This is a genomic window from Helicobacter pylori (assembly GCF_014496965.1).
In the GTDB taxonomy this organism is placed as follows: Bacteria; Campylobacterota; Campylobacteria; order Campylobacterales; family Helicobacteraceae; genus Helicobacter; species Helicobacter pylori_CZ.
Genome location: NZ_JACTCR010000010.1, coordinates 1 through 13,887, shown reverse-complemented (window position 1 = coordinate 13,887; position 13,887 = coordinate 1). Strand labels below are relative to the sequence as shown.

General features: G+C 37.7%; 14 protein-coding genes and 1 pseudogene. 5 read left to right on the top strand and 10 right to left on the bottom strand.

Annotated elements, in window-relative coordinates:
* Nucleotides 1-13 precede the first annotated feature (13 nt).
* From arsS to H7O61_RS04745, 10 genes are all read right to left on the bottom strand, one after another.
* On the bottom strand, nt 14-1,345 hold the full coding sequence (arsS, locus tag H7O61_RS04790) for an acid-sensing histidine kinase ArsS (protein ID WP_187875296.1): 1,332 nt from the start codon (nt 1,343-1,345) through the stop codon (nt 14-16).
* Between the two features lie 25 nt (nt 1,346-1,370).
* A complete protein-coding gene (gene arsR, locus H7O61_RS04785) occupies nt 1,371-2,048 on the bottom strand; it encodes an acid response regulator transcription factor ArsR (RefSeq protein WP_000573710.1) in 678 nt (225 codons plus the stop codon).
* A gap of 235 nt (nt 2,049-2,283) precedes the next feature.
* Nucleotides 2,284-2,760: a CiaD-like domain-containing protein gene (locus tag H7O61_RS04780; protein ID WP_001929177.1), complete on the bottom strand. Its 477-nt coding sequence runs from the start codon at nt 2,758-2,760 to the stop codon at nt 2,284-2,286.
* Nucleotides 2,751-3,014 (bottom strand): hypothetical protein, encoded by a 264-nt coding sequence (locus H7O61_RS04775; protein WP_001929178.1) that lies wholly within the window; start codon nt 3,012-3,014, stop codon nt 2,751-2,753. The genes H7O61_RS04780 and H7O61_RS04775 overlap by 10 nt, the downstream gene beginning before the upstream one ends.
* A 33-nt stretch (nt 3,015-3,047) precedes the next feature.
* Nucleotides 3,048-4,328, bottom strand: a complete 1,281-nt coding sequence (locus H7O61_RS04770; RefSeq protein WP_187875295.1) for a peptidase U32 family protein — start codon at nt 4,326-4,328, stop codon at nt 3,048-3,050.
* A gap of 2 nt (nt 4,329-4,330) precedes the next feature.
* Entirely contained in the window at nt 4,331-5,062 is a 732-nt protein-coding gene (gene cheZ / locus H7O61_RS04765; protein ID WP_187875294.1) for a protein phosphatase CheZ, read from the bottom strand.
* A 69-nt stretch (nt 5,063-5,131) separates the two neighbouring features.
* Nucleotides 5,132-6,223 carry a peptide chain release factor 2 gene (gene prfB, locus H7O61_RS04760; protein ID WP_139532629.1) on the bottom strand — a complete coding sequence of 364 codons (1,092 nt, stop codon included), beginning with the start codon at nt 6,221-6,223 and terminating at the stop codon, nt 5,132-5,134.
* A 60-nt stretch (nt 6,224-6,283) separates the two neighbouring features.
* Nucleotides 6,284-7,459: a molybdopterin molybdotransferase MoeA gene (locus H7O61_RS04755; RefSeq protein WP_187875293.1), complete on the bottom strand. Its 1,176-nt coding sequence runs from the start codon at nt 7,457-7,459 to the stop codon at nt 6,284-6,286.
* Between the two features lie 9 nt (nt 7,460-7,468).
* Nucleotides 7,469-8,236 carry a flagellar biosynthetic protein FliR gene (gene fliR, locus H7O61_RS04750; RefSeq protein ID WP_001929184.1) on the bottom strand — a complete coding sequence of 256 codons (768 nt, stop codon included), beginning with the start codon at nt 8,234-8,236 and terminating at the stop codon, nt 7,469-7,471.
* A complete protein-coding gene (locus tag H7O61_RS04745; RefSeq protein WP_143427830.1) occupies nt 8,230-8,952 on the bottom strand; it encodes an EI24 domain-containing protein in 723 nt (240 codons plus the stop codon). The genes fliR and H7O61_RS04745 overlap by 7 nt, the downstream gene beginning before the upstream one ends.
* A 478-nt stretch (nt 8,953-9,430) precedes the next feature.
* On the opposite strand from H7O61_RS04745, the gene cbf2 reads away from it, so the two are divergent.
* The 5 genes and pseudogenes from cbf2 (at nt 9,431) to H7O61_RS04720 (ending at nt 13,760) form a co-directional block, all read left to right on the top strand.
* Nucleotides 9,431-10,330 carry a peptidylprolyl isomerase CBF2 gene (gene cbf2 / locus H7O61_RS04740; protein WP_079339359.1) on the top strand — a complete coding sequence of 300 codons (900 nt, stop codon included), beginning with the start codon at nt 9,431-9,433 and terminating at the stop codon, nt 10,328-10,330.
* A 16-nt stretch (nt 10,331-10,346) separates the two neighbouring features.
* Nucleotides 10,347-11,270, top strand: coding sequence for a class II fructose-bisphosphate aldolase (locus H7O61_RS04735; protein WP_000960454.1), 924 nt, complete (start codon nt 10,347-10,349; stop codon nt 11,268-11,270).
* A gap of 21 nt (nt 11,271-11,291) precedes the next feature.
* Nucleotides 11,292-11,855 carry an elongation factor P gene (efp, locus tag H7O61_RS04730; RefSeq protein WP_000974266.1) on the top strand — a complete coding sequence of 188 codons (564 nt, stop codon included), beginning with the start codon at nt 11,292-11,294 and terminating at the stop codon, nt 11,853-11,855.
* Nucleotides 11,856-12,131: 276 nt separating this feature from the next.
* Nucleotides 12,132-12,439 (top strand): annotated as a pseudogene (locus H7O61_RS04725) (hypothetical protein); the annotation flags it as partial.
* On the top strand, nt 12,414-13,760 hold the full coding sequence (locus H7O61_RS04720) for an McrB family protein (RefSeq protein ID WP_187875292.1): 1,347 nt from the start codon (nt 12,414-12,416) through the stop codon (nt 13,758-13,760). The pseudogene H7O61_RS04725 and the gene H7O61_RS04720, both read left to right, overlap by 26 nt.
* The last annotated feature ends 127 nt before the right edge of the window (nt 13,761-13,887 follow it).

Sequence of the window (13,887 nt, the reverse complement as noted above, 5' to 3'; positions counted from 1 at the left end):
TTTTTGTTTTTCTTTAACCCCACAATTGGCTTTTTCTGTTCCTTTCATTCCCTTCATCTCTCTCAAATTTTCGGGGGGGGGGGGGTAGCTCTTCATTATCCGCTTCTAAATCGTAAAAACTATTAAAAACGCAATCATGGATAGTGAAACAAATTCTTCCATTGCCATAATGATAGCTCAAATTCAATCCCATAGCCTCTAAAGCGTTTTTAATGATATACATGCCTAACCCAAAACCATGGGCTTGGCTGGGGTTAGAAGATTTAAAGTAGGGTTGCAAATACTTTTCAAAATCTTCTTTTAAAGGTTTGCTTTTATTAGACACCACCAAATCATTGCCGATGAAATCCAAAAACACCTGTTTGTCATCGCTGTATTTGATCGCATTATCCACCATGTTTTTTAACGCTATAGAAAACAATTCAAAATCCGCTTCAATAATGTAATTGGAAGAGGATACATGGATAGGGCTTTCTTTATCCTCATCAATTAAAAGCATTTTTTCAATTTTATCAATCAAATCGCTCATTAAAAATTTTTCTTTATTGCTCCCATAATTTTTGGAAGCGAGTTGCTCAATGCGGGCAAATTGCTCAATCAGCGTGTTCAGGTGATCAAAAATGGAAATGAAGCGTTTTTGCGGCAATTCTTCTTTGAGCATGGAGCTTAGTATCTTGCCCTTAGTGATAGGGGTGCGCAATTCATGCATGATAGAGCGCAAAAATAAAACCCGAGATTCATTCATCGCATTGATTTTTTGGATGCAATTGTCAAATTCGTTAGCCAGATCCCCTATTTCATCTTTTTGCTTGCTTTTACAACTCACGCTTTTGTCCCCTTGAGCGAATCGCTTCACTTGAGATCTCAACTCTCTTAAGGGCAACAAACTCTGCAAAACAAATAAAAAGAGGAATAAAATCAATAATAAGCCCACCGTAATCGCTAAGAAATAATTCCTGTAAGAAACCGAATGCAAATCTTTATAAAGCACAAAATGCTCATCTTTTTTTAAAAGGATAAAAACCATATCGCTGAATTTGAACACTTCCGCATACCCAATATTTCTGTGGTGCAACTGGTGGCGTCTTTTGGCTAAAACCTTTTCTAAATTTTCTATCGTGGTTTCTCTAAAACCGATTTTATAGAGGTAATCTTCTATGGCTCTATAATCAGAGTAGTTATTTAAAATTTCATTAATAGTGGTAACAAACTGATAATGGCGCATTTCGTTTTGATAGTTTTCGTGATTGATTTGAGAAGACACGAAATAGTAAGCGAACGCTCCAAAACTAAAGAGCGTTATCATAAACAAAGCGACAACTTTAAAAAAGATAGAGAAACGCAAAACCCCTTAACTCCTTATTAGAATATCAGTATTCTAATTTATAACCAATCCCTCTGACAGAGATGATGTATTGCGGTTGCTTAGGATTTTTTTCAATCTTAGAGCGCAAACGGCCAATGATCACATCAATGCTTTTATTAGAGCTTTCAGGGTTGATGCTCTCGCTCTCAATCGCAATGCTTTCACGGCTAAACACATAACCTTTTTTGCTAATGAGGAGCGAAAGGATTTCATATTCAGCCCTAGTTAAGTCTAGCTTTTTTTCATGCATATACACTTCTCGGCTGTCCTTATCTACCCTAAAGATATTCGCATCGCCTGGCTCACTCACTTCTTCTTTTTTATGAGAACGCCTGAGTAAGGATTGGATACGAGCCAATAATTCCTTAGGATCATAGGGTTTAGGGAGGTAGTCATCAGCCCCATAATCCAGTGCTTTAATCTTATCTTCCACATCACTTCTTGCTGAAGAAATAATAATAGGGATATGTTTTTGTTTGGAGATGCGCCTACACACTTCAAGCCCGTCTAAATTAGGCAAAGTCAAATCCAATAACAACAAATCATAATTTTGTGTGTTAGCCGCACTGATGCCGGTGTATGGCTCATCGTAATTGGTTACATGAATGCCATGTTGGAGCAAGAACTCGCTCAAAAACTCGGCTAATTCTATATCATCTTCTATCATTAAAACTTCTATCATACTTCAATTAACTCCTTCAATGATTTCTGCAACTTTAAAAACGATTAACTCTGTTAATGTTTTAAGGGCTTGATTTTAGCATTTTATTACTAAAGATACCTTAAAGATGTCTTAAAAATAAAAATTCAAAACATTATCATAGTTATTAATGGGAATTTAAGGCTTTGTTTTCATGGAATATTAAAAATTAAAGTCTTATTTTTTAATGTTTTTAAAAAATTCCTTTGATCGTTTTTCACTCTGTGTTTTCTCGCTCCAAAGATTCCAATCGTTTTTCAAGCACGCTCAATTGGTATTGCAAGAAACGCGCCACTAAATCCAAACGCTTCAGCGCTTCCTTTTCTTCTAAAGCCTGCATGCCTTGAAACAACACTAAAGTTCTCTCTAGTAAGTTTCTTAAAAAAACCCGCTCGCTTGAAATTGGCGCTTGCGTGGGGATTTCTAGCGTGATTTCTTCTGTAATGATTCCTTTTGCTTCTTCTTTTTCCTCTGTATTTTCTTCTGCGATTTTTTCTTGCGTTTCTATTTTAGCAGCGTTTTTTGGCTCCGTGTTACTCATTGGTGGCGTTTCAGCGTTTTTGGCGTTTTGCAAATAAGGGGGTGTTTTGAAAAAAGAGGGCGTTTTTTGTGCCGCATCAAAGTTATTATCAATGGTTTTAGCCATTTTCTCAATTTCATTAAGGGTTTCTGAAATAATGTTTTTCAATTCCATTCTACCAGCCATTGTTCTAAATTTTCAACGCTCAAAAAATCCCCTTTGATAAAATTCAAATAGTGTTGCTTTAACAGCGCGTCGTGCTTGAAAGGAGCGCAATTTTTTTGGATTTTTTCCAAACGCTTTATTTGTTTTAAGGCCTCTGCATGGTTAGGGGTTTTGTTTAAAATATTAGTATAAATTTGCAACGCTTCTTCAAAAAACCCTTGTTCTTCATAAATATGAGCGAGCGTGATGGTTTCTAAGGGCATGCGTTTCTCTTAATCGCTTGTAATACCTAATCTCTAAACGCCATTTTTAGACTCTACTTGGGTGCGCAAAAAACTAAAAGCCGGTAAAGATGCGGGCAGTCGCACTAAATTCACATTCCCGCTATGGATAGTTTCTAACTCGGTGTTATTTTCTAAAAGGATTTTATACAGCACTAAATAAGAGCGTTTGTCAAAGGTATAAATCTTGCCAATTTCATTGACTACGGGCGTGATAGCGGCATTTTTGGGAGCGATGATTTCATAAGCCATGTTAGTGGTGGTGGTGAATTTGCATGCAAAAAAACGCCCGTCTTCTGTTATTTCGCCATTGACTTGAAAATCCCCTTCGCTAATGGCTGTCTGGTGGTTTTGAGTGTCTAGCCTTTCAAAAGGCCTTCGCATCAAATAGCCGTCCGTAAAACCCCTGTTTTTAAGCGTGTTCAATTCGCTAGCATAAAAACTCGGCTTTAAGGTGTTATGGTAAAAATCATCAACCGCTAAACGATAGATGCGCGTGGTTTGTGCAGCGTAGTAACTGGACTTGGTGCGCCCTTCAATCTTGAGCGCGCTAATGGCGTTGGAACTTAAAATTTCAGCGATATGACTAGAGAGGTTCAAATCTTTAGCGTTAAAGATATGCGTGCCTACGCCTTCTTCTTCAACCAACCTCATCATCACGCCGTTATCAGGGTTTTTCACATAATATTCATAATCAAACCGGCAATCGTTCGCGCAACTCCCTCTATTAGGCACGCGTCCCTTTTGTAAAGCCGAAATCAAGCAACGCCCTGAAAAGGCAAAGCACATGCTCCCATGCACAAAGATTTCTAATTCCAAATTAGGTAAGGCTTTTTTAATCTCAATCGCATCATTCAGGCTCAATTCCCTAGCGCACACGATGCGTTTAACCCCTAAATCATAAAACACTTGCGCATCGAGCAAATTTAAAACATTCGCTTGCGTGGATAAATGGATGGGAATATGCGGGGCGATCTTTAAAGCGAGTTTCACCACACCAGGTGCAGCGATAATGAAAGCGTCTGGCTCTAATTCTGCCATTTTATAAATGTGTTCTTCTAAAAGTTTGAGCTGTGAATTGAAAGGGAAACCATTGATGGTCGCATAGACTTTTTTATTCAATGCATGGGCGTAATCAATCCCTTCTTTAAAAGTCTCTAAAGTGAATTCTTTACTCGCGCGATTGCGTAAAGAAAAATGACTCACCCCCCCATAAACCGCATCAGCCCCATAGTTGAGAGCGATTTTAAGTTTTTTCAAATTACCGGCTGGAGAGAGTAATTCAACTTGATTCAAAACTATTTGGCTCCAAAAGAAGCGATCAAGGCTTCAATATCATCAGCGCTGGCTAAATCTTTATCGTCATCGCCGGTGATAAAAGTCGCTGAACTCACGCGCTTAGAATCATCAATTTTGCCTTCAAAAAGCGAATTCATGTATTGGCTGAGCGCTCGCATGACATTGACCACTCGTTCAATTTTTTGGCGGTGAATATCTTGAAACTGCATAATATCCATCGCTTGCATGGAGCTATCAGAGCAATTGGTGGCTTCTTCTTCAATGCTCTTAAGGGCGTTTAGGATTTCTTGTTGCTCATTGAGTGCGGTTTTAAAAGATTCAACATGGGGGAAATGACCATGCAAATTTTCAAAAATTTCTTGGTGTTTTTGCAAAGGTTCTTGGATTTTTTTAACCATTTTAGCGATTTTTTCAGCGCTAGATCCGATCAAATCCAATTGATCAAAAATTTGCGTGGCTTTCACTTCAGAATCTCTTGTAACATCGTCTAATTGATGCACGACTTTATGCTCTTCAGTGGGGGGAGGGGGAGGCCATTCATTGGGGCTAATCTTGCCGTATTTTTCAGCGTCTTCTTTTTTGACGGTCATTTTTTCATTATAACTGGAATTTTCTTTACCCTCTTTAGGCTCTTCTTTAGTTCCTTCTTTAGCATCCTCTTTAGTCTCTAGGGCTTCCAAGTTTTCCAAATCGCCACCATTCATCAAAGCGTCTAATTCTTCTTGTGTCATTGTTGTTCCTTGCCAATTGGTTTTAAAAAGCGTTTTTAACCATAATTCCTAGCTGTCATTTTAGCGCACTTAAGCTTTAGCAATCAAAACGCCCTCTAAAATTGCATCAATATCGCCATCTAGTATCGCTTCCACATTGCTATAAGCGGTGTTGGAGCGCGCGTCTTTGACTTGCTGGTAGGGGGCTAGGACATAGCTTCTTATTTGATGCCCCCAGCCGATCTCGCTTTTTTCTTCATTTTTGGCGCTGCTTTGCTGCTTTTCTAATTCCAATTCATAAAGTTTGGATTTAAGCATTTTTAACGCGCTCGCTTTGTTTTTATGCTGGCTCCTGTCGTTTTGGCATTGCACCACAATACCGGTAGGAAAATGCGTGATTCTAACCGCGCTTTCTGTTTTATTGACATGCTGACCGCCTGCCCCACTGGCTCTGTAATAATCATAACGGACATCTTTTTCATCAATTTCTATATCAATATCATCGTCTAATTCAGGGCTAATTTGCACGCTCGCAAAACTCGTGTGCCGTTTGGCGTTCGCATCAAAGGGCGAAATCCTTACAAGCCTATGCACCCCATTTTCATTTTTCAAATAGCCATAAGCGTTTTCGCCCTTAATGATAAAGGCGACCCCTTTAATGCCCGCTTCTTCGCCATCTTGATAGTCTAAAATCTCGCTTTTAAAGCCCCTTCTTTCCGCCCACCTCAAATACATGCGATACAAAATACTCGCCCAATCCTGGCTTTCCGTCCCCCCCGCTCCAGGCTGAATGGTGATAATAGCGTTTGAAGCGTCGTTTTCACCGCTTAACATGATTTCAATTTCTACTTTTTGGACGCTGTGCTCTAAAACAGGAGCCTCTTCATAGAGTAAGGATAAAGTAACCTCATCGTTATCGTTTTGAGCGAGTTCAAACAATTCTATGCTTTCATCTAAAGAATTTTTCGTTTTTTGATAGGTTTCTAGCAAGCGGTTCAAGCGCACTTTTTCTTTATTGGTGTCTCTGGCTTTTAAGACATCTTGCCAAAAATTAGGGTCTTCTTGCTCTTTTTCAATGCGTTCTAATTCCTGTTTGATCTTTTCAGGCTTGATGATTAAGGCGATATTATCGCATTTGTTTTGCAAGCTTTTTAACAATTCGCTATAGGTGTAGTTATCCACAAACAGAACCTTTATGAGTGGGGTTTTAAACTCACCATTATAGCATTGTTAAAAGCTAATTTAATTTTCAAACCTTAAAATTTCAATTTCGCCCTGAACCAATCCCACTCCTTCATCAATTAAAGCGATAGAATCCACTTGCACAAGGGCTTGGATCGCTCCTGATTCATAGCGGTTGTTGTTGTAAGGAATGAATTGGTGGTTTGAATAGTTGCCTAAAATCAAATGCGTCCGTTTGTCTTTAAGCTTTAAAGGGGCATTGATTTGAGCCTTAAGGGGTTTTAATTTAAAATCTTTATTCAAGGATAAGCGCTCCAATAAGGGTAGAATCAAAACTCGTAAAACGACTAAGCAACTCAAAGGATTACCCGGTAAGCCTATAATAATGCTTTGATTGAGTTGGGCTAAAGTTACCGGCTTTCCAGGTTTGAGGTTGATTTTTTCGTAATAAAAAAGGGCGTTTTTTTCTTTCAGGGCGTCTCTAAAAAAGTCTTTATCCCCTACGCTCACCCCCGCGCTTGAAAGGATGACATCATAGTCTTGCAATTCAAGTATTTTAAGCTGTAAATTTTTATCATCTTTTAAAACCCCTAGAAAATGCGTGTTGTAGTTTTTAAGCATGTTGAAAATACCCACTGAATTAACATCATAAACTTGGCATTCTGGGGCGTTCTGCCCTAAAGGCACTAATTCATCGCCGCTGCTAAAGAGAGCGATTTTTAATTTTCTAAACGCTTTGATTTCTTTTAACCCTTGAGAGGCAATGAGCGCGATATGCCCATAATTCAAACGGGTATTTTTAGGGACTAAAACGCTGTTTAAAGAAGCGTTCTCGCCCTTTTGACGGATATTGGCGTGAATTTTAAAATCTTTAGGAGCTAGGGCGAAATTTTTATGGCTTTCTAGCATGCATTCTATGGGAACGATCGTTTCTATTCCCTTTGGCACCATCGCTCCAGTCATGATTTTAACGCATTCATTTTCTTTGACTTCTAAAGCGCTCACATCATCTCCGGCAAAAATGTGCTGAATGACTTGAGTTTTTTTGCCTAAATCCTGCATTTTAAACCCATAGCCATCCATTGCACTTTGATTGAATTTAGGCAAAGCGTGAATGCAAATAATATCTTCTGCCAAAACGCGCCCTGTACTTTCAAACAAAGAAATAACCTCTATTTCTAAGGGTTTTAGGGGAATGCTAGAATGGATTTTTAGAGCTTCTTTAAAACTAATCATGTTTATCCTTTAAAAGATTTTACTAATAACGCTAAAGGCCAGGCTGATTTCATCTTTAAAACGCCCCATGATAGCCGAAGTGATTAAAATAATGCCCACAAACCCGATCGCAATTTTAACCGGAAACCCGATAGCGAGCAGGTTGAATTGAGGGTGGGTTTTCATGATCATGCCAAAAATAATATCGCTCAATAACACCAAGCATAAAATAGGGAACGCCATAGAAAACCCTATGACAAACAAGTGTGAAAAGGCTTTGACAATGTTTTTAGCTAATTCTGGCTCAAAGACAAATCGCCCTAAAGGGACGGCTTTTAAGCTGTGATCCACAAATAAAATGATTTGATGGTGGAACGATAAATCCAATAAGATTAAAATCGCTAACAATAAAAGGGCTTGCCCCACGATGGGTTTTTGCGATCCTGAAATGGGATCATAAGCACTCGCCATGGTAAGCCCCATAGAAAAGCTAATGCTGTCAGTGGCAAACACTAAGCTCGCAAAAACGATTTGTAAAAAGACAGACGCACACACCCCTAAAAACAGCTCGCATAAACAAGCGATGATAAAACCCTCTGGCGTGTAAGCAGCGTTTGAAAACTCTAAAGTGGGGTAAAAAATCGCGCTCACATATAAGCTCAAAGCCCCACGCACCGACAATGGCACTAAATGGTTTTCAAAAAAAGGGAAAAAAGATAACACCCCACTAACCCTTAAAAACAACAAGAAAAAATCCCTAACATGGGGGGTACTAAGCTCTTGAATAAAATCTAGCATTCTTTTTCTTTAAGGATAAAAAAGTAGTGCGTTAGCATTAGGGTTTGTAATAAAGTAGCAAAAAAATTAAAAAAAGGGATTAAGGAAAAAAGATAGCAAAAAAAAGAGAAACGATAGTGCTTCAATCGGTGTTGTTTGAGTAGGTTTTGATAGCTTTGATGATTAAAAATCGCGCTGGCTATATCCAAGCTCATGGTGTTTTTAAAAAAAAGGAAATGCGGGATTATGGAAAAAAAGACCCCAAAGACCCCTATGAAAGGAATGAAATAAAAGGGCGTTAAAAGTGCCATCCATAAAAGCATAAAAATGAGCGCTTTTAAAAAATACTTGATAGAAAAAAGGATAGAGTCAAATTCTTCTAAAACGACATGGGGATAATATTTTTGGTGTAAATAAGAGACCACTAAAGGGGTGTAAAAAATAGACGCAAAAACATTGATGACTAAACCCAAAAGAATCGCAATCCAAAAAATAAGAAAATACACCAACGCTTTAAAAACCCAAGCAAACACGCCAGCAAAAAAGCCTTGAGAATGAGCGTAATCATTCAAAGATTGCGGCAATAAAGTTTGGCAATAATTCACAACATTTTCGCCATTGTAGTAAAAGATAGCTCCAAAAAACGCCAAACTCAAAAGGATAGGGCCAAGATTGATTAAAAGCATTCTGGCGCTTAAAAAATCATTAAAACTTTTTTTAAAAATGGATAGAAACAAAACCATAAGCCTTTTTTAAACTCACTTTTTAAGGGGTATTTAAGCGCAAAGTCCCTTAATCTTATATAGTGTAAGCTTAAATGTGAGATTGACTAAAGGAGTGTAGAAGTTATTTAATATGGAATAACATGTAATGCTAAAAAACCAAATATTATAGAATAATAACCCTGGTAACCAAGGAAAGAGAATGCATACAACAATAATTACGAATATAATATTCATAATTGCATCGAGAATTTTTGAATCCTTTTTAACATTCTTTTCCTTTCCAAAAAGAATAAAACTAACACTAAAAAAGATAAAATATTATTACAACATCTGAGGCGAACATTTTTACCCACTTTGAATGGAATGAATCACTTTAAGCATTTCTTACCCCTCAATGTGAGTTTTCTATAATCATGATAGCTGATTTTGTTTTAAATTTGCTATAATGCGAATTTAATGATGAAAATTAGTTTAGAGTGGAGAACACACAATGAAAAAAAATATCTTAAATTTAGCGTTAGTGGGCGCGTTGAGCATGTCGTTTTTGATGGCTAAGCCGGCTCATAATGCGAATAACTCTACGCATAACACGAAAGAAACGACTGATGCTTCAGCAGGCGTGTTAGCGACAGTGGATGGCAGACCCATCACCAAAAGCGATTTTGATATGATTAAGCAACGAAATCCTAATTTTGATTTTGACAAGCTTAAAGAGAAGGAAAAAGAAGCCTTGATTGAGCAAGCTATCCGCACTGCGCTTGTAGAAAATGAGGCTAAGGCAGAAAAGCTTAATCAGACTCCAGAATTTAAAGCGATGATGGAAGCGGTTAAAAAACAGGCTTTAGTGGAATTTTGGGCTAAAAAACAGGCTGAAGAAGTGAAAAAAATCCAAATCCCAGAAAAAGAAATGCAAGATTTTTACAACGCTAATAAAGATCAGCTTTTTGTCAAGCAAGAAGCCCACGCTAGGCACATTTTAGTGAAAACCGAAGATGAAGCCAAACGGATTATTTCTGAGATTGACAAACAGCCAAAGACTAAAAAAGAAGCCAAATTCATTGAGTTAGCCAATCGTGATACGATTGATCCTAACAGCAAGAATGCGCAAAATGGCGGTGATTTAGGGAAATTCCAGAAAAACCAAATGGCTCCGGATTTTTCTAAAGCCGCTTTCGCTCTAACTCCTGGGAATTACACTAAAACCCCTGTTAAAACGGAGTTTGGTTATCATATTATTTATTTGATTTCAAAAGACAGCCCTGTAACTTATACTTATGAGCAAGCCAAACCCACCATTAAGGGGATGTTACAAGAAAAGCTTTTCCAAGAACGCATGAATCAACGAATCGAGGAATTAAGGAAGCACGCTAAAATTGTTATCAACAAGTAATGGATGAGGTGTTATCATGTTAGTTAAAGGCAATGAAATCTTATTGAAAGCCCATAAAGAAGGTTATGGGGTGGGGGCGTTTAATTTCGTGAATTTTGAAATGCTAAACGCTATTTTTGAAGCAGGAAACGAAGAAAATTCCCCGCTTTTCATTCAAGCGAGTGAAGGAGCGATCAAATACATGGGGATTGATATGGCGGTGGGCATGGTGAAAATCATGTGCGAACGCTACCCGCACATTCCTGTAGCCTTACACCTAGATCATGGAACGACTTTTGAAAGCTGCGAAAAAGCCGTGAAAGCGGGTTTCACTTCTGTGATGATTGACGCGTCTCATCATGCTTTTGAAGAAAATTTGGAATTGACTTCTAAAGTGGTCAAAATGGCGCATAACGCTGGAGTGAGCGTGGAAGCGGAGTTGGGGCGTTTAATGGGGATTGAAGACAATATTTCAGTGGATGAAAAGGATGCGGTGTTAGTGAATCCTAAAGAAGCGGAGCGGTTTGTCAAAGAATCTCAAGTGGATTACTTAGCCCCAGCCATTGGGACAAGCCATGGAGCGTTTAAGTTTAAGGGCGAGCCAAAATTGGATTTTGAACGCTTGCAAGAAGTCAAAAGACTCACTAATATCCCTTTAGTCTTGCATGGAGCGAGCGCGATACCAGATGATGTGAGAAAATCTTATTTGGACGCTGGAGGCGATTTGAAAGGCTCTAAGGGCGTGCCTTTTGAATTTTTACAAGAATCCGTAAAAGGGGGGATCAATAAGGTCAATACCGACACGGATTTAAGGATCGCTTTCATCGCAGAAGTGCGCAAGGTGGCTAATGAAGATAAGAGCCAATTTGATTTGAGGAAGTTTTTTTCTCCGGCCCAATTAGCGCTTAAAAATGTGGTCAAAGAGCGCATGAAACTTTTGGGCAGCGCTAATAAAATTTAATCAACAAGGAAAGAGTGTAACATGGCAATTGGGATGAGCGAGCTCAAAAAGGGCTTGAAAATTGAATTGGGCGGTGTGCCTTATAGAATTGTAGAATACCAGCATGTCAAGCCCGGCAAGGGTGCGGCTTTCGTGCGCGCGAAAATCAAGTCGTTTTTAGATGGCAAGGTGATTGAAAAGACTTTCCATGCGGGGGATAAGTGCGAAGAACCTAACCTGGTTGAAAAAACGATGCAATACCTTTATCATGATGGCGATACATACCAATTCATGGATATAGAGAGCTATGAGCAAATCGCTTTAAACGACTCTCAAGTGGGCGAGGCTTCTAAATGGATGCTAGACGGCATGCAAGTGCAGGTTTTATTGCATAATGACAAGGCGATTTCAGTGGATGTGCCGCAAGTTGTGGCTTTAAAGATTGTGGAAACGGCTCCTAATTTTAAGGGCGATACTTCAAGTGCGAGCAAAAAGCCAGCGACTTTAGAAACCGGTGCGGTCGTGCAAGTGCCTTTCCATGTTTTAGAGGGTGAGACGATTAAGGTGAATACGGAAACAGAAGAGTATCTTGAAAAGGTGAAATGAGGTTATCTCTTTATTGAATTGGTGCTTTAGATACAGCCTTTTTATAATAAGGGGTGTTATTATTCCCTTATTTGGGCTTTGTTTAGAATGCATGTGAAATCTGTGGTTAAAAATTATTTAAAATTGATTGACTTTTTTCATTGAGTGTCAATAAAAATATTCAAAGGCATTTTTTAAGATTAAATTAAGGGATTGATATAAGAGATTGATTTAATCAAGAGCGGATAATCTCTTAAAAAAGCATTTTTTGGGGTTAGGGGAGATAAAAGAGAGAGAATTTTACCCCCTTACCACTTCGGTGATAGCGCATCAAAAAAGACTTGTTTGTGGCTTAAAAACTTACCGCCCTTAAAACATACGAACATCGTGATCTTGGCGAGTTTATAGAATTTAAAAGCGGTAAAAAAATAGCAAAATGGTATAGCGATGGGCTGACTAAAACAAAATCAGCTAAAGAGCGTCAAATTTGGAGGAGTAAAACATTTCCAGGGTTTGCAAAGGCGATGGCAGAGCAGTGGGGGGAGTTTGTAAAAAATGAGATGTTTAAAAAGGTGAAAAATGAAAGTTTATTTAAGGAAAATTGATAATCAAATATTACATAATAAACGAATCAGTATTAAAAAAGGTATTTTAGAGCATTTTTTTGATAAAGCCAACAACCAAGACGAAGTAGATATGAGTGGTATCTTATCTAACTATAACGATAAAGTTAGCATTCTCTTAACGACAGATCCCAGACTTGGTGGAGGAATTAAGAGAATCATTAATGCAGAAGCTGATAAAATAAAAGAAAACCGATCAAACTATGAATTAAGTGTTGATGATATTCTGCTTTTTATTTACATATCTTATAAAAAATACACATTAGAAATCATTTTACCAACTGATACAAGATACAATGTTTTAAATGGCTTAATCAATAGTAGCAAGCATTTATTGGTTTTCAGCGAGAATGAAACGAGAACTTTAGATGATGGTAAAATAGATGAAAGCGTTAGAATAGATGGGGGAAAAAATATCATCCTTTATGGTGTTCCTGGTAGCGGCAAAAGTTATACTTTGCAAAGAGATTATTGCAATAATAGCGTGGTAGAAAAGATAGTGTTCCACCCTGATTATTCTTATAGTGATTTTGTGGGACAGATTATGCCAAGTGTAGATGATAGCGGTATCGTTAGTTATAAATTTAATCCTGGACCTTTTACAAATATCCTTAAAAAAGCGTATCATAACCACAAACTTAAGCATGTTCTGGTGATTGATGAGATCAATCGTGGTAACGCGCCTGCCATATTTGGAGAAATTTTTCAACTTCTTGATAGACTAAAACATGACAAAGATGGCTTTAAAAAAGGCTCTAGTGAGTATGCTATCAATAATATGGATATTGCCAATATTGTCCATAACGATAAAAATGCAAGTATAAGAATCCCGTCAAATTTATGGATAGTCGCTACAATGAATACGAGCGATCAAAATGTATTCACACTAGATACTGCTTTTCAGCGTAGATTTTCTATGCAACTCATTGAAAATTCCTTTGAAAATGTTGATGATGATTTTAAAAATATGAAAATTTTAGATACTGATATAACTTGGCAAAAATTTTGCACCACCATCAATGAAAAAATAGCTCAAAATAACGAGGGGCTGAGTTCTATGGAGGATAAGCGATTTGGCGTTTATTTTGTAAGTGTTGATGATCTAAAGAGCAAAGAAAATTTTGCGCATAAAGTTATAAAATACCTTTGGGATGATGTCTTTAAATTTGATAGAAATATAATATCTAATACTATAAAATTTAATACGCTTGAAGCTGTTGTAAAGAATTTTACCAAAGAAAAAGGTAGAACCCAATTTGATATTTTTAGCGATGATATAAAAGAACTTTTATTCAATGTTTAATTTAAAACCACCCAAGCAGAAATCCCAAATATCTTTAGTGTTTGGGATGAATGCTTTAGTTCCGCTAGGAACTATATAAAAACCTTAAGTGAAACTAACCTTGATTTTCTATATACGCCTTGATAGT